The organism is Arthrobacter sp., from assembly GCF_030540645.1.
In the GTDB taxonomy this organism is placed as follows: Bacteria; Actinomycetota; Actinomycetes; order Actinomycetales; family Micrococcaceae; genus Specibacter.
Genome location: NZ_JAUNVV010000062.1, coordinates 1 through 21,287 on the forward strand (window position 1 = coordinate 1; position 21,287 = coordinate 21,287).

Consider the following 21,287-nt stretch of genomic DNA (forward strand, 5'->3'; position numbering starts at 1 on the left):
TTCGAAGTTGGCTACACCTGCACATTGGGATCGCCTGCAGTCCAGGTAGCTAAAGACACACTTAAGATCAAGAAGGATGCCTCCAGCACATCAAGCCCCATCCCCACCGGCGCCAGCTGCGTGTTGACTGAATCGCTTGCTGCGGCCCAGGGAGACTTTGCTGACGGGTCCTACGAGTGGGTTGGCACATCGGGAACATTCGCTCCTGCTGGTCCCATAACAATTGGTGCGAACAACACCAACGTCGGCGTTGCGCTGACCAACACCTTCAAGCGCAACTACGGACAGTTGACCATCACCAAAAAGGTGGAAGGCCCCGCAGGCGCATTCACGGGCACCAATATGGATTTCACCGGGACCTACACGTGCGCCGGCGTGGCACGTGACTTTACTGTTAAAAATGGCGGGACCTTTACCAGCCCGGCCAATACCATCCCTGCGGGCACCAGCTGTTTCGTTGCAGAAAAAGCTCCTGTCGGCGGACTGCTCAATGCCTCCTACGAGTGGGCAGCTGCCACGTATGCACCGTCAAACGCGACGGTGACGGTTCCGAATACTGGAAGTGCCACCGTCGCCATCACCAACAAGATCGTGCAAAACAGCGGCAAGTTCTCCATTGCCAAGACGGTGACTGGCCCTGAAGGCGACAACGGATACACCGGAACATCGGGACGCACATTCGGTGTCGACTACAAGTGCACACTGGCCAACAGTGCAGACATAAGTGGCAGTTTGGAGGCCACCACCACCGGAGTAAAGGAATCCCCCTCCATTCCAGCGGGGTACTCCTGCGTTTTGAGTGAGCCCAACCTCGTCACCCAGTCCGGTGACTTCGTTGACGGTTCCTACGAATGGCTGGCCCCGACGGCTGCATCGTTTACCCCGGGAAACACTGTCACGATTGGCAGCAACACCATTGCTACTGTTGTGCTGAACAACAAGTACACGCGCAACTTTGGTTCACTGAACCTGAAAAAGGTCATCGATGGTGACGGCTATATCGGCGCAGGCGCCAAGTTTGAGGTCAAATACAACTGTGGAGGCAACTACACAGGTACACGGCTACTGACAGCCGGTGACGCTGGCGTGACCATCGAGAACCTCCCGGCCAACGCCCTGTGCACCCTTGAAGAAACCCCGCCGGCGGTAAACCTGATCTCCCCCGCCTTCAAGTGGGGAACGGCAACCTGGGATCCTGCCGACGGGAAAATTGTCATCAAGAAGAATGGCACTGTCAGTGCCACAGTTACCAACCACACGGTTGCCATTACCGGTGCAGTGCAGGTGGTCAAGGCTGTTGTGGGTGGCGGCGTCAACGCTGGTGTCATCTTTGACCTGACAGTCACCTGTGGGGACATCTATAGCGGAACTTTCTCAAACCTGGCGGGTGTGGCAGGTACTACCCCGCAACTTCCCGTCGGCACCTCCTGTACCGTCAGCGAAGCAGACCGGCCCACCGGCAGTGGCGTGTTCGTGGATGATTCCTACGCTTGGGCAGCGAAGCCCGAAGCCCAGACGGTAAAAATTGAAGGTGAAGGGCAACTCGTTACAGTAACGGTGACCAATACAACGCAGCGTGTCTATGGCTCGCTTCAGGTAAAGAAAACCCTAAACGACCCAGATGGCGTCTATGTCGGTTCAGCTTTCACCGGTAAGTGGAGCTGTACCTATGCTGACGCAGCTGCTGGCAGCGGCGTTTGGAGCGCAACGGCTGGTCAGGCAGCCAAGATCGTTGGCTCTGATATTTTGCTCGGATCAACCTGCACCGTCACCGAGGATCCGCTCACCGCACCGCCGGCAACAGATACCTCCTATTCTTGGGGCTTGCCCGTACTTTCACCTCAGGGCGGGGTCGTGGTGGTTTCTGCCGCCAATCCCAGCCCGGAGGTCAGCATCACCAACACGATCAACCGGTCCACAGGCCTGTTCAGCGTCACCAAAGGCGTCAATGGACCGATGGAAGGTTTCCCTGAAGGAACTCAGTTCCCGTTCACCTGGAGCTGTGAAAAGTCCACATGGGCAGGGGCAAATGGATCCTTCACCCTGACAAACGGACAGAGCTGGGACGGTCCCGGCGCGGGCACCGCGATCCCTGCCGGTGCTTCATGCACAGTCACCGAAGGTAGTTTCCCGACATCCAATCCCTCATATACCTGGGACTCCGTAACCTTTGCAGCAACAGGCGAGGGTGCCAACGGAACGCAAATCGGCAACGGATTCACGTTCACCGTTCCGGCCTCGACCGCTGATGCCCCTAAGCCGGTACACGTGGGTGCAACCAACACGATCAGCCGCAAGTTCGGTTCTATTACCGTCGCGAAGACGGTGGACGCCGGCTACAGCTCGGAGAGCGGATACAAGTTCAGTATCGGTCTGAACTGTGGAGCGAACGGCACGTTCACCACTGAAGTTGCCGGCGGAGCCACTGCCACTATCACAGGCATTCCTTTGGGCAGCGAGTGTGAAGTTTCGGAGGGAACCCGCAACGGCGGGCTCGTCGACGGCTCGTTCACATGGGATACACCCACGTTCAGCCCGAAGACACTCACTATGGACCAGACCGCAACTCCTGTTGCTGTAACCGTCCACAACCCCACGAAACGTGTCTACGGTTCACTGCTGATCAGCAAGGTACTCACCGGAGCCTCGAGCGTCGTTGACTCAGCTCGCGACTACAAGGGCACATGGCAGTGCGTGTACGGCAGTGATCAACCAAAGACAGGAACGTGGTCGGTCAAGGCTGGCGCAACCATGGAACCCATCACAGGTATTCTGGTTGGCTCCAGCTGTACCATCGCTAAGGAAGATCCCTTGGCTGCACCCAGCGCGGACCCGTCCTATGTGTGGGTGGATCCCGTGTTCTCTGCGGCGTCAACCGTGAAAGCTGACAGTGCGGCGAAGTTGAGCGTGACCAATGAGGTCAAGCGCAACACCGGCAGCATCGTCGTCACCAAGAAGCTCTCCGGAGCCACCGAAGGTCTTAAGGCCGAGCAAAAGTTCACCATGACATACAGCTGTTCGGCGGCCGGAGTCGAAGGAACGATGAATGGTCAGCTGGCCATCAGTCCGGATGTGGAGACCACGCTTCTGGACAATGTACCCTTTGGCTGGAACTGCGTGGTCAATGAAGCATCTCCAACAGCCGACCAGCTCAAGGACGCTTCCTTCAGTTGGGGCGCAGTGACTGGGGCACCGACAACAGTGGTGCTCGCAACGGGCAACAATCCTGCGAAGGTCACTGTCACCAACAACATAGTTCGCAACCTCGGCGCCGTGAAGATCCAAAAAATCCTCACAGGCCCCACCGGGATCGTTCCCTCTGACAAGGAATATTCGGGAACATTCTCCTGCATCTATGACGGCAACGTCATCAAAACAGGCAACTGGAGCACGACGGCGGGATCCGCGGCCATTGAGTTGGCGAAGGATCTGCCGCTGACTACTTCCTGCACCGCAACGGAGGATGAACTGGGCGCACCGTCCAACGACCCGTCCTACAGCTGGGACGCGGCGAAGTTCAGCATCGCCACAGTGGGTGCCGGAGAATCGGCCGTCATTGACGTCACCAATACCCTTGTTCGCAACCTTGGATCATTCAAGGTGCACAAGCAGATCACCGGCAGCGCCGCTGAACTGGCCGGTTACATTGGTGGCGACGCCAAAAACTTCACCGTCAACTATCAGTGTTCAGTTCCAGGGCAAGAAGGAATCCCGGCTATCAGTGGTTCAACGCAGGTGGCCAATGGTGAAAAAGAAAATCTGGCCACCAACAACATCCCCTTCGGCTGGAACTGTACCTTCACTGAATCAACCCCGCACCAAGACCAATTGAAGGACGCCTCCTTCGCGTGGGGCCCGGCAAAAATCACCCCAGCCTCAGCTACCTTGGGTGAAACCACCTCAACTGTCACGGTCAGTGTGGAAAACCCGATCACGAGGATCAAGGGAGCCGTGAAAGTCAGCAAGGTCCTCAACGGTCCCGACAATGCTGGCGCTGTTGACAGCAACCGCGAATATACCGGTCAATGGACATGCACTTATGGAGAAGGCAACAGTGCGGTCATTGAAAAGGGCACCTGGTCTGCCAAGGCCGGCGCTGCAGCGGTGAATGTCAGTGAAGGCGTGTTGCTCAACAGCAGCTGTGTCATCACCGAAGATGAGTTGACTGCACCGGTCCCCAACGATCCCTCGTTCCGTTGGGTTTCAGCAGTGGCCAGCAATGACACCGTGACCGTTGGCCAACCCGCCAACCTGGTGATGACCAACACCTTCACCAGAGACAGCGGCTCCTTCACTGTCACAAAGAAGATCGACGGTGCCGGGTATACAAGCACTGACAATCCAGCCTTTACCGTGAACTACAACTGTGGAATTGGCTTCACCGGCACGCTCAACCTGGCCAAGGACGAAACAGCCACAATTGACAGCATTCCTGCGCAGCGTGAATGTGAACTCACTGAAGCAATGCCTGAAGGAAACCTGGAAGCTGCATACAAGTGGATTCCTGGTACGTGGAGCGCAAACGTCGTGAATGGGAAAATCACAGTTGACCGTGACGCTCCCACAGCCGCGATCATTACCAACCACACGGAAAAGATCTTCGGCAGCATTTCAGTTGTCAAGGCACTTGCCGGCGCAGGTGGTGTTGCTCAAGGCAAGGAATTTACGGTTGACATCACCTGTACCGATGAGTATTCCGGCCGACTCACCATGGTGGCCAACGCAGCACCGAAGACCACAGGACAGATTGCCGTCGGCAGCAGTTGCACTGTCACCGAAGTCCCGCCCACCGGCGGATTGGTGGATGACTCGTTCGGCTGGGACGGGACACCTGAGCCGCAGATCGTCAAGGTCACTGCTGAAAATCAGGTGGTGCCGGTGAGCGTTACCAACACCACTGAACGCCGCTATGGCAGCCTTAGTGTGGCCAAGGTCCTGATGGACCCGGACAAGGTCTATCAAGGTGGAGAGTTCACTGGAACTTGGCAGTGCACCTATGGCCAAGGCGAGACTGCAGTCGTCAAAAATGGCAAGTGGAGTGTTGCCGCAGGTGCGGGCACCAAGGTTGTCGGCACTGACATCCTGCTCGGCTCCAGCTGCAATATTGCAGAGGACAAGCTCACGGACCACCCGTCGGAGGATACCTCCTACGTGTGGGCGCCGTCGTACTCACCGGGCCAGGACGTTGTCTTGTCCACACTTGAGGCGAATCGCAATATCACCGTGACCAACACGATCACACGCCTGACAGGTTCGTTCGGCGTGGTTAAATCATTGGCTGGGAACGGTGTGGAAAGTGGCGTCAAACCGGACACCTCCTTCTCGTTCGACTACAAGTGCACGGGCCCAGGCTGGGCAGGTGCCGACGGCAGCTTTACCCTGAAAGCAGGGCTGGATGGCTGGAACCCGGCAGAAACCATCCCGGCAGGCGCCAGTTGCACGGTCACTGAAAACGACAACCCTGACACAACGGGTCCCGCCTACACCTGGGACGGCGTCTCCTTCGCCGTGACGGGCGCAGCAGGAGTGCCCGTGACCACTGACCGCAGTGTCACCTTTATCATCCCGGCCCCCGTGGATGGCAAGGTACAAACGATCGGCATCAACGCGACCAACAACATCTCCAAGAAGTTCGGCGATGTGGTTGTCAGCAAGAAGCTGGCCGGGGCAACCCAAGGTTATGACGGGAAGCGAACCTTCGACGTCGTACTGAGCTGTGAAAATGCTGCTGCGCAGACTTTGACGGTCTCGGCCGTGGAAGGAAGCAATTCAGCATCGGTCAAGCTGCCATTGGGCACCAAATGCACGGTCGCAGAATCAGCACTGGGTGCCAATGAAGGGCTCGTGGACACCTCGTTCGCCTGGACAGGCGCCGATATCAGCAATGGAACCTTCACCGTTTCATCGCAGACAACGGCAATCTCAGTGGACGTCACCAACACCATCGGGCGCGTTACCGGTTCGGTGGACGTGACAAAGAAGCTGACCGGTCCGGCCGACGTCGTGGATCCAACGCGGATCTACACAGGTTCATGGAGCTGTACGTACAAGGAGGAACCGGCCGTAACCGGAAAGTGGAGCCTGGCCAAGGACGCCACAAGCGTTCCTGTCACCGGAATCCTGCTGAACTCCGACTGTGTTGTCAGCGAAGATGAAGTCACCGCACCCAGCGTCGACCCGTCCTACCGCTGGAGCGTAGCAACCTTTGAAGATGCCTCCGTGACGACAGCTGACACCACAGCGCACCTGGTTGTCACCAACAACCTTGTGCGTGACACCGGTGCCATCAAGGTTGCCAAAGCGGTCATCGGTGAAGTCGGCGGCTTTACCGGTGGGAGCAACCCGGTCTTCGACATCGGCTACAGTTGCTCCGTTGAAGGGGTGGAAACGGCCCTGACAGGATCTGCCAAGGTAGCCAACGGGGAAACCGTGACGCTTCCGGGCGCTATCCCGTTTGGTTGGACTTGTGCCATCTCCGAGGTGCAGCCCACAGGCAGCCTCAGCGATGACTCCTTTGCGTGGGAGCGCCCCAAGGTTGAGCAGCCCACTGTGGTGCTCTCCGCGGAGACGCCCACCGCGACGGTTCAGGTAGAAAACCCGATCAAACGGGTGTACGGATCCATAGCCGTTGAAAAGGTTGTCACGGGACCGGCCGCTGGCAAGGTGCCGGCAGATCGGGAGTTCACCGGAGAAATGGTGTGCACCTACGGATCGGATCAGCCCGTCACGAAGGCGTGGACTGCCACCACGGCAACGCCCCAAAAGATCGATGGCATCCTGGTCGGATCCAATTGTGCCATCACGGAAACAGTACCAACAGCAGGGCCAGTGCAGGATGATCCTTCCATGGTCTGGCTGCCGGTGAAACTGCCCACAGATATCCAGGTGACTGGAAGCGAAACTCCTGCAACAGCCACTGTCACCAACCCGACTGAGCAGCTGTTCGGTGCCTTCGCCATCACGAAGACCGTCACAGGGGCTACAAATGGTGTAGCCGCTGATGCACAGTACAGCTTCAACTGGATGTGCACGTCAGCAGGGTTTACCTCACCACTCTCAGGAACCGCCAGCATCGCCAATGGCGAGGTCTGGCAGTTGCCCTCAATGGTGCTAATCCCGCGTGGCAGCTCCTGCACCGTAGTGGAAGCACCTGAAGGCCGGCCTGACACGATCGACGGCGCCTACACATGGGATCCGGTGAAATTCGCCGTCACGGGTGCCACAGGTACCGAGCAAGGCGCTTCCACAACGTTTACCGTCCCCACGGATGACACGAAGGTGCTTGTCGTTGCGGCCAATCCCATCACTCGTTCCTACGGTGAGTTTGCCGTAACGAAGAGCAGCAACCCAGTCAGTGGTACTCAGCTCAAGGTCGGTCAGAGTGTCACGTACACGCTGACGGTTGTGAACACGTCCGAGATTCCGGTCCATGACGTTGTTCTCACTGATGACTTGGCCAGTGTGTTGGGGGCAGCAGCACTGGTGGGCAGCAGCCAACAAAGCCAGGGTGCGGCCACCATCACCGGGCAGGTGCTGAAGTGGAACGCTGGGACACTTGCCGCTGGAGCAACGCAGACGCTGAGCTATACAGTCAAGGTCAACGCGGGCAGTGAGAACAAGACTCTGACCAACATGGTCTTGGGAACTGGAGACGTACCGCCCACATCATGTGCGGCAAGTATTCCAAGTGAAGGAAGCAGTGTTCCCACCGGAACTACTGCCTCGAATCAGGCCCCTTGTGGAACTACACATACTGTGGCCCCACCAGTGGTTCCGCCGGTGGTCCCACCGGCCGCACCTGAGCTTCCATTGGCAAATACTGGTATTTCCGGACTGTGGAGTCTTGGTCTGGGCGCCTTGCTCCTGACTGGAGGTGCAGCGCTCATGCTGGGCAACCGCCGCCGTAGGGAAGAGATTCAGTAGGGCTTTTTGACCCACAGAAAAGAATCCGGCAGTCTCTCCCCCCAGTGGGGCTGCTGGTAGTAAGAGACGTAGGCCCCTGCCACCCCCAGGCAGGGGCCTCGTTGTGTCTGGCCGCGATATAGACGTGCCCTGTCCAGACGGCAGTCAGCAGCCTAAACTGAAGTCAGAAAAGAACATGTCAGTGCGTTGCCCAACGGGTGGGGCTGATGTGACACTGTGAAAGGCAGGGGAACGCAATGTCTGAAGAACAAGAGAACCGCGGACGCTATGTGGAAGGTTCCTACGGGAAGGCCGGCACCGAGGGCGAGCACAAAGCCGGGGATCCGGAAGGTCGCTATGTAGAAGGCGACTACGGACGGGCAGGTACAGAAGAAGCTACCGCCGAAGCAGGCAGTGGAAGGTTCGTTGAAGCTGACTACGGCAAGGCCGGTGACGTACCGGGCCATGCCGCAGAAAATCCCAAGGGCAGCTACGTGCAAAGTGACACAGGGGACGAAAAAGACGATTGAGGCTAGCTGCGCCAGCGCGTTGTCATCATGAACCCAGCCAGTGCGATGCCGAAACCAATGCCAATGTTCCAGTTATGGATGTTGGGGATCGGGAACTGGCCGTCTGAGATGTAGTAGGTGATGATCCAAACCAGACCCAACAGCATCAAGGTGACCATGACGGGCAAGAACCAGACTGCATTGGGCTGCTGTGTTTTGCTGGTTGGCGTCTGCGCCGGTCCTTTGGTTGGACGACGACGCGATTTTGACTCGGGCACAGGAGCTCCTTGACGTTGTGGCCATGGAAACGGCCAGCTCGATGGGTGGAACGGCAGTTCATTGGCTGTGATGTTGCTGAGGAATTGTTCCAGGGTGGGGAACTGCCGGTATTGTTGACGTAATTCTAGCTGTATTTAGTGCAGCCGCAGATTGCATGACACAACCGCCCAACGTCAGTCAGGAGACCCACGTGGTTCAATCACCCGGCCATGTGGAAACGGCTGTGCGTGTTGACGAGTTGCTCTCCGAAAATGAGAAGGTGCGCCAACATCGCAAACGGGAGGCACGCCGTCAACGCGAGCAACGTCCCAAGCAGGGATTTTTCCGCACGTTGGTGCAAGTGGTCGGTGAACTTCTCATTACCTGCGGCGTAATCCTGTTGTTGTTCGTGGTGTGGGAACTATGGTGGACAAATATTGAAGCAAATTCAGCCCAGCAAGCAGCCGTGTCTCAATTTGCCCAAGACTTTCAGGGGCCACTGACTCCGCCACCCGTGGATGCTCCCACCGATTTTGGACCGCCCACGGTCATGGCAGCGCCGTTGGTTCCCGGCAGCGTATTCGGCGTCGCCTACATCCCCCGGTTTGGCGAAACTTACAGCCGGCCGCTCGTGGAAGGTGTTGGACCAGCACAGTTGGACACGCTGGGACTGGGGCGGTATGACAGCTCAACGATGCCAGGTGGTGTTGGAAACTTTGCCATCGCCGGCCACAGGCAAACCCATGGCGCAGTTTTGGATGCTATCCACACCTTGGTTCCAGGGGATAGGATCTACATCCAAACCAAGGACGGTTACTACACCTACGTATTCCGCAACAACCAAATTGTGTTGCCCAACCGCGCTGATGTGCTGTTGCCAGTTCCCACGCAGCCGGATGCCACCCCCACAGAGCGCTTCCTGACGATGACAAGCTGCAACCCGCGCTTTGGCGCTGAAGAACGCATTATCGCCTACTCGGTGCTCGAGTCGTGGCAGCCGGCCAGTGCTGGCCCGCCTGCCGCTATCGCTGCCCAAGTTGCAGCAAACCAGAAAGGCTGAGGATGTACGGCTGGATCTTTAGAAATCTCCCGGGGCCCTTGTGGTTCCGCGTCATCACGACCGTCCTTTTCCTGGTCGCAGCCGTGCTGGTGCTGATGCAGTTCGTGTTCCCTTGGCTCTCCCAATTCAATCCCTTGAATGATTCGACGATCGGCGGTGGAGTCTGACATGTCCGTGCGGATTCTTGTTATAGACAATTACGACAGCTTTGTTTACACACTTGTGGGCTACCTGCAGCAACTTGGTGCCGAAACGACGGTTGTGCGCAACGATGACGTCACGCTGACCGAGGCCATTGAACTTGCTGCCGCGCGCGACGGCGTCCTCATCTCCCCCGGCCCCGGTACCCCCGCCGAGGCTGGCGTGTGCATCGAATTGATCAAGTGGTGCGGGGAGAACGCGAAGCCCATGCTCGGTGTCTGTCTGGGCCACCAGGCGCTGGCTGAAGCCTATGGCGGCGTCGTCACTCATGCGGAGCAGCTGATGCACGGCAAGACCAGCGAAGTCCTCCACCACGGCACCAGCGTGTTTGCGGGACTGCCCAGCCCGGTCACCGCCACCCGCTACCACTCGCTGGCCGCCGTCCCTTCAACCATTCCTGAGGTCCTTGAAGTGACGGCTGAAACGGCCGACGGCGTGATCATGGGTTTGGCGCACAAGACTGCGCCGCTGTGCGGGGTACAGTTCCACCCGGAGTCTGTTCTGACCGAGGGCGGTTACACCATGCTCGGGAACTGGCTTGAATCGTTGGGCCTGGCCGGTGCTGCTGCCAAGGCGGCAACGTTGAGTCCCCTTATCAATAGCTGACGCCGGTATTTTGTAAGGAACCCCCCCCCGACTACGGGGCTGGTGCGGCCTCGGGTGTTGGCGTCGGCGAGGGAGTCGGCGTCGTGCTGGGTTTCGGCGTCGGGGTGGGTGTCGGCTCAGCGGGGGCAGGGGCCTTGGCCAGGGTAACGACAACGGTGGTGTGCTGGGCGACGGCCTGGCCTGCAGGAACCGACTGGTTCGTTACCATCCCAGGAGTAACGACGGGGTTCTCCACTTCGTCAAATTTCGCGTCCAAGTATGGTGAGTACTTTTTGAGCTCAGCTGTTACAGCTTGCTTGACTTGTGCGGGGTCGGTGCTCAAATCGAACAGGGAGGGCATCAAGACCTGGCCTGTGGAGATCTTCAATGTAATCGTCGAGTTCACGGAGATGGTCTTGCCCGGGGCCGGATCGGTTGTGACAACGAAGGTGGCCGGAATTGAACCGTCATTGACCATGACATTCGTATTGATGGTCAAGTTCAACTTGCCCAGATCAGCGCGAACCTCTGATTCGGTTTTTCCAGCCAGGTCCTTGGGAATGGTCACTTCCGAAGGCCCTTTGGAAATAAAGACTTCGATCGCTGACCCAGGGTTGACCGACGAGCCCGAGCCCGGCTGCGTGCGAATCACTTCACCCGCTGCCACGGACTTGGAGTATTCCTCGGTGCCATGTGGTTCCAAGCCCAAGTTGCGCAATTGAGTCATTGCCTCGTCCTGACCAACTCCGGCTAATGACGGGATGGCTACTTGTTGCACGGCCACTGGACGGGTATTGAGCATGTTGTAACCCACCACGGCGCCACCGCCAAGAATGATGGCCAACAACACAAAGAGAGTGACCATCCACGCCCGGCGGCGTCGCTTAACGGACGTGGAAAGATCCTCATCTTCCTCGCTCACACCGTCGTCGGTTGTCAACGCTCCCCCAGCGAGAACTTTCGCCATGGCACGGGTAGAAGGGCCGCCGTCGTGCATTGGCTGCACATGATCGGTAAGCTCCGCAGCGTCAAATGAAGCATTCCGTGCGGGAATGGGCGTGGCGGCCGAGGCACTGGGGGCAGATTCGAAAGGCGCCGGTATGACGCCGGTGCGGGCCGCACGCAGGGCGCGGCGGAAAGAGGATGCGTCCTGGAAACGGTGGTTTCTGTCCTTTTGGAGTGCGCGCAACAGGAGTGCATCAAGGGCAGGGGAAAGTTCGGGGTTGTAGAGGCTGGGTGCCGGTGGGACCTCGCGCACATGCTGATAGGCCACGGAAACAGGTGAGTCACCGGTGAAGGGAGGGCGGCCGGCCAGCATTTCATACAGTAGGCAGGCGGCTGAGTACAGATCGCTGCGCGCGTCAACACTCTCACCACGGGCCTGCTCCGGAGAAAGATACTGTGCCGTCCCCATGACCGTTTGAGTCTGCGTCATGGTGGCGGCCGAGTCGGAAATGGTCCTGGCAATGCCAAAGTCCATCACCTTGACCTGTCCCAGAACTCCGCGGTCATCCTCGGTGACCATCACGTTCGCTGGTTTAATATCGCGGTGGACAATGCCCGAACGGTGGCTGTAGTCGAGAGCTGAAAGCACTCCCAACGTGTAGTCAATGGCTTGGTCCACACTGAGGTCCTTGCCGCGGATCAAGTCCCGGAGCGTCTTGCCATGGACGTATTCCATGACGATGTAAGGGATGTGTGCGCTGTCGTGGCCTTGGTTCGAGACGACGTGTTCACCGGTGTCATAGACGGCCACAATGAAGGGGTTGTTGAGTCCGGCTACGGCCTGTGCTTCGCGACGGAACCTGGCCTGCAGCTGTGAATCGCGGGCAACATCGGAACGCAACATCTTGATGGCCACCGCACGTCCTAGGCGCGTGTCCTGGCCCTTGTAGACGTCCGCCATGCCACCGCGGCCCAGCAACTCCCCAATTTCGTATCTGTCGCTAAGGACGCGTGGAACACTCATTGGCACCAAAGGGTCCTTTCAGTTTCGGGATAGGAAGGGTGGAGGAATTGCTTGACGCGAGGTGGATCGTTTTACGGGACTTCTTTTGCTGCCGGAGGTACAGCTGCCGGTGGTGGCGTTGCGGCTGATGGCTCTGCTGCCGGGCCAGTGGAGACGTAATAAGTGACCACTGAGCCTGTTTCCGCCTTGGTCCCGGCAGTTGGATCGGTACGAATGACAATTCCCTTTGCCACTGTCACCGATGGTTCCTCGACACGGGCGGGTATGAACCCTGCCGCCACCAACGTTTGATCGTAGGTATTGCCATCCTGGCCTGCCGAGGACGGTACGGACGTCTTCTCGGGCCCGGAGGAGACTGTGACGTTGATGGTGCTACCGAGATCCACGGTGCCCGTGGGACTGACTTCGGTGACGATGCCCGAAGCTATTGTGGCGCTGGGTGCGTCAATGCGGTTCACCGAAAGCCCCAGGCCCTTCAGCTCGGATTCAGCGCTGGCAAATTGCTGGCCTACCAAGCCGTCTCGATTGACCGTGACTGTGGTGGGGGCTTGCGAGGTGGGCTGTTCCGGAGTAGGCGTGGGTGACGTGGACGCCGTCGTGGGAGGAGGACTTGCGCTGGCGACTGTTGGGGACTGAGTCTGTGTGGCTGCTGGTGTACCGCCAAAGAACCCGCTGTTCTGCAACAACAGGGCACCGACGGCAAAAACCAACAGCACAAGCAGGGCAATAAGTGGCCAAGTCCAAGGGCTGCGGCCCTTCGTGGCAGTCTCTTTCCCGGGTGGGTCCTCATCGAGTGCCAATGCTTGTTCATCATCTTCTGTATCCCAACCACGCTCTGCACCGAATAGTTCCGCGCGGGCAGGTTCAGCTGGTTCGGCCTCGTCGTCAATGGTGGGGAGTGCGGTGGTTGTAGGTTCGGCAATGCTGCGCACCACTGTTGTGGGCGCTGTGGCGTTGACATCGACGGGTGCGGTGATGGGGCCTGTACTCGCCTCAAAGAGCAGCATGCCGGGCACTGCTGCATGGGCGGCTTTGATGTCACCAGCACGGATGGCTTCGGCAGCTTCGGCCAGCTTCATGGCATTCGCGGGTCGGTTCGCGGGATCCTTGGCCAACATGGACATCAACAAGGCACGTACAGGAGTGGGTAACGTGTCAGGTAGCGGAGGCGGCGCATCATTGACTTGGGCCAGGGCAATGGCGATCTGTGACTCACCTGAAAACGGGCGGTGTCCCGTGATGCACTCATAACCTATGATGCCCAATGAATAAATGTCACTGGATCCTGTAGCAACTTGTCCGGTGGCTTGTTCGGGGGCCAGATACTGGGCGGTGCCCATGACTTGACCAGTTTGGGTTAATGGAACCTGATCGGCAAGGCGTGCAATGCCGAAGTCGGTGATCTTGACCTTGTCTTCAGGGGTGATGAGCAGGTTGCCGGGTTTGACGTCGCGGTGCACAAGTCCCTGTGCATGGGCCACTGCAAGGGCGCGCGCCGTTTGGGCGATCATGGACAACGTCCAGTCGGGAGTGAGGACATGCTCACGCTCAATCAGCGTTGAGAGCGGCTCTCCCGGGACAAGTTCCATGACCAGGTAGGCTGAGCCGTCTTCTTCGCCGTAGTCAAACACGTTGGCGATACCCTCATGGTTGAGTAGCGCCGTGTGCTTGGCTTCTGCCCGGAACCTTGCCCGGAAACCGGGATCTCCGGTGTATTCATCCTTGAGAATTTTGATGGCGACTATGCGGCCCAGGATCAGGTCCTGCGCCCTCCAAACTTCACCCATGCCGCCAATGGCAATGCGTGATGTGAGTTGGAACCTGCCGCCTAAGGTGATACCAGAAGTAGGCCTCACTTTTTCAACACCGCCTTGAAGAGTTTGCTTGCATTGGGACTTGTTAGTTGTGCTCCGGTGGCTACATCAACATTTGGCATAACAATAGTGACAACCACCTCCGGGTCGTTTGCTGGCGCAAAACCGGTAAACCATGAGTTGTTCAATCCATCTCCCAACTCAGCGGTTCCTGTTTTGCCGGCCACATCAACGCCAGGAACGGCTGCGGCTGAGGCGATTCCGTTGCTAACCACACTGACCATCCAATCAGTAATTTGGGCCGCAACTTCCGGCGAGGTGGATTGTCGCAGGACGCGGGGAGTGAGGCTGGAGACAGTCTTGAGATCCGGCGTGCGAACGGTCTGCACCAGATTGGGTGCCATTTGTTGGCCCCCGTTGGCAATGGCAGCGGTCATCATGGCGATTTGAAGGGGGCTGCTCAGAACATCTCGCTGCCCTATGGCACTCTGTGCAAGGGCTGCGGCATCCAATTTACCCTGACTGCCGGGGAAACGGCTGGTCTCAACTCCGGATGGGATCGTCAGCGACGAATCATTGAAACCAAACTTCTCGGCCGTAGTTGTAATGGCATCCTGCCCCAGGTCCAACGCGATGCTGGCAAAAGGAGTGTTGCACGAGTTTTCCAAAGCAAAGGCGAAGGAAGCCTTGTCTTGCGTGTAGCACTGACCATAGGCGTAGTTGGGCAGTGTGTAAGTCATGCCGGGGAAAGAAAGCTGTGCCGGGTTCGGCAGAATGCTGTCTTTGTTGTACTTTCCAGATTCCAGTGCCGCAGCCGTATCAATGATCTTGAAGACCGAGCCTGGTGCATAGGTCTTCCTGTAGGCGGAGGAACCGAACAGATTGATGCCGGGGATGCCCACAAGATTAGCCATCGCCGCATCGAAAGCGGCCTTGTCGTGAGTCGCTAGCAGATTGGTGTCGTAGGACGGCTTTGAGACCATGGCAATGATGGCGCCGGTTTTCGGGTTCATGGCCACAATGGAGCCGCCAACACTATCTGGGATTAGGTCATAGGCCAGCTTTTGAATCACCGGATCGATTGTCAGTTCAACAGAACGGCCCTGAGGCTGTGTTCCGGTGAAGACCTCGGCGATCCGTTCAAACAAAGCGCCGTCGGAAGTGCCGGTCAGTTCTTCGCGCATGGCAGATTCAATGCCGTACTGTCCAGAAAACTTGCTGAAAAATCCGGTGATACCTGCATAAAGCAGTGGATCGTTGTACTGGCGTTGGAACTTGCAATCAGTATTCGTCGCGACAGATTCTGCAATGGCTTGCCCGCCAACAAGGATAGGCCCGCGGTTGCTGCAGAAGTTCATCTGCAATTGCCTGTTGTTGTTGGGATTTGCGTTGAGTGAATCGACGGCAAAGAACTGCACATACGAAATAGAGCCAAAGAGCAGTGCAAATAAGGTGATGGCCACGATCCAGGAATTGCGGATTGCTTGGTTCATGGTGCGGGCTCCTCCTTCTGCGTTGACTCTAGGTTTGGCGGGTCCTGATTGGGTAAGGACGTGGGAGAGACATCAATGGGGTGCCGTGCGGCGTCGGAAATCTTCAGGAGCAACGCCAGGATTATCCAATTCGCCAAGAGTGAGGAACCACCAGCTGCCAGGAAGGGGGTGGTGAGGCCGGTCAAGGGGATGAGCCGGGTCACACCGCCGATGATCACAAAGCACTGCAGTGCAAAAGCGAACGCGAGTCCTACAGCCAACAGTTTGCCAAAGGCATCCCGCGTGCCGAGTGCTGCGCGGAAACCGCGGGCAATGAACAGAGCATAAAGGCACAGCACGGCGAACAAGCCGACAAGGCCCAATTCCTCCCCAATGCTGGCGATGATCATGTCGCTATTGGCCAGGGGCACGTTATCCGGTGAACCCTGGCCGAAACCGGTCCCCAACAGTCCGCCGTTTGCAAGGCCAAACAGTCCCTCAACCACCTGGTACGAGCCGCCGGCGGCGCCGATGTACTCAGGATCCAAAGCGTGAATCCATACGTCGATCCGCCGAGTCACATGGGGGAACAACTGGTAGGCAGCAACTCCACCCACTGCCATAAGTGCCAAACCGATAAAGATCCAGCTGATACGGCTGGTGGCCACGTAGATCATGACCATGAACAAGCCGAAGAAGAGGATGGACGTGCCGAGGTCACGCTGGAACACCAGCACTCCAACGCTGGCCAGCCACGCCACGATCATCGGGGCAAGGTCTTTGGCACGTGGCAACTGGAGGGGACCAATCTTCTTCCCAGCCAAAAGGATCAGGTCCCGGTTGGAAGATAGGTACCCGGCGAAGAATATAGCGAGCGTAATCTTAGCGATCTCACCTGGCTGGAAAGTGAATGGGCCTATGGCAATCCAGACTGTGGCACCGTTGACGTTGCCGGCGCTGATGCCTGGAACGAGAGGAAGGATCAGTAAAATTACGGATACTAGAAGCGAAATGTATGTGTAGCGGCGCAGAATGCGATGGTCACGCAGGAACCAGATCACTGCAATGGCTGCAATGGCTGCAAGGCTTGTCCACATCCATTGCCGCGTTCCGGCATTGTCGCCGGAAGCGATGTCGAGGCGATGGATGACAGCGAGCCCCAAACCATTCAGGGCCACCACTACTGGCAACATTACCGGATCGGCATACTTTGCCTTGAACCGTAAAACTACATGGAAGGCAATGGACAATCCGCTCAGGATGGCTATCTGGGTGTAAAAATCGTTGTCGAAGCTGCGGCCCAGATTCAAGTTGACCAAGGCGTTTGCCATGCCGGACATGACCAACGCCAACAACAACAGAAGTAGCTCAGTGTTACGGCGCGGCTTGGCGATGGTCATTAGCTGGCTCAAGATCCACCTCGGGGAATGCAAGTTGGTGGTGCTGTTTGCTTTGTCGTGCTGCCATCAACCGGGGGAGTCGATACGGGTCCTGGCGCGGTTGCTGCTGCCGAGGTGGTGTTTGTCGGTGAGCTGGAGCTTGTGGGGCCGTTACTCGGAGAGGTTGTCACGAGATCGCACGGGGGCAGACTAGTGCCGGTACCGAGTTGCAGGTCGCTGATGATCTGCTCAGCATCGCTGAGAGTGGAAGCAGGCATGGTTGCTGCAACCAATTGCTGTGAATAGGCAGGGAGCGAAGAGACCATAACGGCGGTTTCATGGTACACATGCGAGAGTGAAATGGGGCCCAGCGACTGGGACACGCCCTTAAAGATGGTCACGTTTCCATGCGAGACCCCGACAAAGAACTGAGTTTGTGTCCATGCGTATGCAGCCCAGGAACCCGCCACAATCACCAAGGCAGTCAGGACACCAAGGATTGAAAGCACGAGGGGCCGGTGGCGCATTCTTGGAAGTGACTCTTCAGTTTCCTCCGTCAGTGCTGGCGGCGTGTCAGTTTTGTGCGTGAGTACCGTGGCTGCGCGTTGTGCAGCGGGATGACGTGGCAAGAGCGGAATTTTGCCCTCAGCGTTGGCTGTGAGCGCTGCCCCCACCAACTCATGCGACCGCGCTGCCAATACTTTCTGGACTGCTGCCTCACGGATGTTGGCGTCAAGAGCGTCGGAGCCGGAGTTCTCTAAACCAAGGGCCGCATCTTCGTCACCGGCACTGTCAACCGCTTCACCGGACGGTTCCCGCCCTACGGGCGCCACGCCGTCGGACTGTTCAGTCTGAGCAACTGAAGCTGCTGAAGGTGTAGTGGGCTGTTCCTGCCGATCGGTATCACCAGCAGCGGGCGGCGTGACTTGGACGGTATCCAAAGCGGCGGTGCGGGTGTGTTCAGGGTTAGCTTCAACGATGTCGAAAACCACCACACTCACATTGTCCGGAGAGCCTGCAGCGAGAGTTAGGTCAATGAGCGTATCCGCGGCCGTGGCTAAAGACTTGGTGTGCCGAATCACTTCTTCGATCATCTGATGGCGCACAAAGTTCAGCCCATCAGAGCAAAGCAGCCAACGTTCGCCAGGGCTGGCGTCGAAGTGCTTCAAATCAAGTTCAGGCGAGGCGTCGACATCGCCAAGAACGCGCATGAGCACGTTTTTATGAGGGTGCACTTCGGCCTCAGCCTCGGTCATGCGACCCTCATCGATCATGCGTTGAACAAAAGTGTGGTCCGTGCTCATCTGCTCAAAGACGCCGTCCTTGAGCCGATATGCGCGGGAATCCCCAATGTGGGCATAGGCGAGACGGTTGCCGGAGAGCAGCAGAGCTGTCACCGTGGTGCCCATGCCGGCCAGTTTCGGGTTGACATGCACCAGCTCGGAAAGCAGTGAATTTGCCGTCTGGATTTCGTCCGCGAGGTGCGTGCCAGCGTCGTCGTTATGACGGTTGTGGTCCAAATGCACCAAGTCGAGAACCGTGGAAGCGCTAGCTACATCCCCGCCTGCGTGCCCGCCCATACCGTCGGCAACAACGGCCAAATACTTCCCCGCGTAGGCGGAATCGTCATTTTTGGCCCTGACCATGCCCACATGGGATCTGGCGGCATAGCGCAAAATTAGCGGGTATTCGGCCATATTTACGGCCTCAATTCGATGACCGTTTTGCCGATCCGCACTGGAACCCCGAGTTCCACGGGAAGCGCACGGGTCAACGCCGCACCACCGAGGAATGTTCCATTTGTGGAGCCCAAATCTTCAATAAACCAACGGGTGCCTTGCGGGAACAGCCGCGCATGGCGGCCGGAAGCGTAGTCGTCTTCGAGTACCAATGTGGCTTCTTGTGCGCGTCCCAACAAAATAGGTGTGCCAGTAAGCTCCAAAGTGGTGCCTTCCAACGGGCCTTCTGTCACAACCAGCTGGTGCGCCTGCTGCTTGGCTGGGGGAACGTCTTCTACCAGTTCAGGGTGTTTACGCGCTTGCCGGGCAGTGGGGGCACCCACTTTCGCCTTGCTGCCAATCACTAGATCCCGGCGCATGGCAGCCACAACGCTAAACACCATAATCCACATCAAGACAAGGAAGCCGAAGCGGAAAATGGTGACCAGGAGGCTTAGATCGTTCATCGTCTGCCACCGCCTCGGGCTGGGAGGACGCGGAAGGTTATCTGTGTGCGTCCCATGGTGATGTTCGATCCATCATGCAGCGCGGCCGCCCCTTGAACCCGATACCCATCCACGTAGCTGCCGTTGGTGGAGCCAAGGTCAATAGCTGTGGTAGTTCCGTCCTCAGTGCGGATTTCCAGGTGTTTGCGTGAAACCCCGGTGTCATCGATCAAGATGTCGGCTTCCGAGGACCTTCCCAAAATGATGGAGGAGGCATTGAGTGAGTAGCGCTGGCCGGCTATGTCCAGGACGGGCTGGCCTTTCGGGGCAGGCGGGGTGGACGACGGCGCGGACTGGCGTTTGTAGACAGGCGCTGGCGGGGCCGGAGGTGTTTGAGCAACGCTTGGGTTTTGGCTGGGTCTCGCTGGCGTCTTCGGCGGGCTCTGGGTATCTTGCGGGGATCCAGCACGTTCTTTCTCAGTGGAAGAAAGCACGTTGAAATGTCCTGCGCGAAGATCTACGTGATGATTGAAGAAAACACGCACAGGGCCTTGCAGCACATAGCCTTGGCTGCGTGAGTGGTTGATGACGACGTCGCAGAGTTCTTCCGCCAACGTCACCCCCCATGCTTCGGCACGCTCAAAGTCAACATCGCCAAGTTGAATGTTGAAAACATTCGGTGCCAGAGTCCGTCCGGCATCCAGAGTCATTGCCTTGTCGTCCAGTTCCCTGCGCAGGGAACTGGCGAGTTCCACAGGCTGCACTGTTTTGGAACCTAGCGAGAAGGCGCCACGGACTGCCTTTTCAATGCCTTTTTCAACGTTGTCAAACAAACCCATCTACTCTCCTCTCCTTAGCTACTGCCGGATGGTGCTGGTGGATTGCCTTCGAAACCTTCAGAAGTAATGCACTGAAATGGGATGTGGATTCAGTGTCGTCCGCATCGCGCACAACTCTACCTATGCTCGATACTACTGCCGCAGCCTTCGAATATACCTGTTGAATGGTCTCGATGTGGCAAATTTCCCACCGTGGTAGGACACGGACAGGAGCGGCCTACTAACCCCAGAATCCGCAGAAAATCAGGGGAACAGGGCCCTTCGATGGCTGACAAGGGGCTGTGGAAGGTGGAGGGGGAGAGGTCGTTTAGGTAAATCGGCCAACTGTCCTATATGCTTGATCTCGCTGTTCCACTGAAAGACGACATTACTTCGGCATTTCAGTGTGAGGAGTGAAAACGCGCGAGTGGCGGAACGGCAGACGCGCTGGCTTCAGGTGCCAGTGTCCGAAAGGGCGTGGGGGTTCAAATCCCCCCTCGCGCACGTTTTGAAAGATCCCCCGTAGAACCAATGGTTCTACGGGGGATCTTTTGTTTTCCGGTCACACGCCTCTGCCGGGCTCAGGCTGCCCTCGGCGATGATTGCGTCATCACACCTGTGTCCCATGCCTACCTACACGTACCTACCTATACAACAGGTCATCGGCATAGGATCTACGTATGGGGAAAATACTGATCAGTGTAGGGGGTCAACTTGCTAGTTCGGCCGTGGCCCTTATTCTGGCAGCCTTAATTCTGCCCCGGTTCAGCCTGGGCTTCGGTGGCTTCATCACTGCGGTCATTGTCTTCACTATCGCGCAGTTGCTTTTGGAGGGGTTTGTTCGCAAGCTGGCTAACAAGCACACGCCGGCATTGGCCGGGGCAGCATCACTCGTCTCCACCTGGTTGGCGCTGGTTATTGCCAACCTGCCCTCCGGTGGCATTCGAATACATGGCCTCCTAACCTGGATCGTCGCCGCAGTGCTTGTCTGGGCAATCACAGGCCTTTGTGCCGCAGCTTCGACCAAATACGTGACTAAGAAAGCTCTCTAGCAGGCGCGACAAATAGTCACCCTCCCGCCCCCCCGATTCGGCCTTCGTGCGGTGGGGGTTGTGGATTTGGGTGTTGTTGTTTTGGTGTGTATTGTTTATCGAGT

13 protein-coding genes and 1 tRNA gene are annotated in these 21,287 nt (G+C 57.7%); 6 read left to right on the plus strand and 8 right to left on the minus strand.

Translation table 11 applies throughout. The features are described 5' to 3' along the window. Positions 1-7,923 (plus strand): DUF5979 domain-containing protein (locus tag Q4P21_RS11645; protein ID WP_303388934.1); only part of this gene is annotated, 7,923 nt, incomplete at its 5' end. Positions 7,924-8,159: 236 nt separating this feature from the next. Further along, positions 8,160-8,432, plus strand: a complete 273-nt coding sequence (locus tag Q4P21_RS11650) for a hypothetical protein (protein ID WP_303388935.1) — start codon at positions 8,160-8,162, stop codon at positions 8,430-8,432. A gap of 2 nt (positions 8,433-8,434) precedes the next feature. Here the strand turns inward: Q4P21_RS11650 and Q4P21_RS11655 are convergent, their stop codons facing one another. Beyond that, the gene (locus Q4P21_RS11655; RefSeq protein WP_303388936.1) at positions 8,435-8,689 is read right to left on the minus strand and encodes a cell division protein CrgA; all 255 of its coding nucleotides are present in this window, start codon (positions 8,687-8,689) and stop codon (positions 8,435-8,437) included. Between the two features lie 332 nt (positions 8,690-9,021). On the opposite strand from Q4P21_RS11655, the gene Q4P21_RS11660 reads away from it, so the two are divergent. Further along, on the plus strand, positions 9,022-9,729 hold the full coding sequence (locus tag Q4P21_RS11660; protein WP_303388946.1) for a class E sortase: 708 nt from the start codon (positions 9,022-9,024) through the stop codon (positions 9,727-9,729). Between the two features lie 168 nt (positions 9,730-9,897). Then, entirely contained in the window at positions 9,898-10,536 is a 639-nt protein-coding gene (locus tag Q4P21_RS11665; RefSeq protein ID WP_303388937.1) for an aminodeoxychorismate/anthranilate synthase component II, read from the plus strand. Between the two features lie 31 nt (positions 10,537-10,567). On the opposite strand, the gene pknB is transcribed toward Q4P21_RS11665, so the two are convergent. The 7 genes from pknB to Q4P21_RS11700 all read right to left on the minus strand — a co-directional run bounded on the left by pknB (position 10,568) and on the right by Q4P21_RS11700 (position 20,152). Beyond that, complete coding sequence (gene pknB / locus Q4P21_RS11670; RefSeq protein ID WP_303388938.1) at positions 10,568-12,484, minus strand: Stk1 family PASTA domain-containing Ser/Thr kinase; 1,917 nt, start codon at positions 12,482-12,484, stop codon at positions 10,568-10,570. A 71-nt stretch (positions 12,485-12,555) separates the two neighbouring features. Next, positions 12,556-14,340: a protein kinase gene (locus Q4P21_RS11675; protein WP_303388939.1), complete on the minus strand. Its 1,785-nt coding sequence runs from the start codon at positions 14,338-14,340 to the stop codon at positions 12,556-12,558. Continuing rightward, on the minus strand, positions 14,337-15,791 hold the full coding sequence (locus Q4P21_RS11680; RefSeq protein ID WP_303388940.1) for a penicillin-binding protein 2: 1,455 nt from the start codon (positions 15,789-15,791) through the stop codon (positions 14,337-14,339). Before Q4P21_RS11680 ends, Q4P21_RS11675 begins: the two co-directional genes overlap by 4 nt. Next, entirely contained in the window at positions 15,788-17,182 is a 1,395-nt protein-coding gene (locus Q4P21_RS11685) for an FtsW/RodA/SpoVE family cell cycle protein (RefSeq protein ID WP_303388941.1), read from the minus strand. The genes Q4P21_RS11680 and Q4P21_RS11685 overlap by 4 nt, the downstream gene beginning before the upstream one ends. Continuing rightward, positions 17,179-18,846, minus strand: a complete 1,668-nt coding sequence (locus Q4P21_RS11690; protein ID WP_303388942.1) for a PP2C family serine/threonine-protein phosphatase — start codon at positions 18,844-18,846, stop codon at positions 17,179-17,181. Before Q4P21_RS11690 ends, Q4P21_RS11685 begins: the two co-directional genes overlap by 4 nt. 2 nt (positions 18,847-18,848) lie before the next feature. Next, complete coding sequence (locus Q4P21_RS11695; RefSeq protein ID WP_303388943.1) at positions 18,849-19,334, minus strand: FHA domain-containing protein; 486 nt, start codon at positions 19,332-19,334, stop codon at positions 18,849-18,851. Further along, positions 19,331-20,152, minus strand: coding sequence for a DUF3662 and FHA domain-containing protein (locus Q4P21_RS11700; RefSeq protein ID WP_303388944.1), 822 nt, complete (start codon positions 20,150-20,152; stop codon positions 19,331-19,333). Before Q4P21_RS11700 ends, Q4P21_RS11695 begins: the two co-directional genes overlap by 4 nt. Before the next feature lie 400 nt (positions 20,153-20,552). Between Q4P21_RS11700 and Q4P21_RS11705 the strand changes: the two genes are divergently transcribed. Together Q4P21_RS11705 and Q4P21_RS11710 are read left to right on the plus strand one after the other, a co-directional pair. Beyond that, positions 20,553-20,635 (plus strand) — tRNA-Leu (locus Q4P21_RS11705). Between the two features lie 176 nt (positions 20,636-20,811). Beyond that, on the plus strand, positions 20,812-21,183 hold the full coding sequence (locus Q4P21_RS11710) for a phage holin family protein (protein WP_303388945.1): 372 nt from the start codon (positions 20,812-20,814) through the stop codon (positions 21,181-21,183). Positions 21,184-21,287 lie beyond the last annotated feature (104 nt).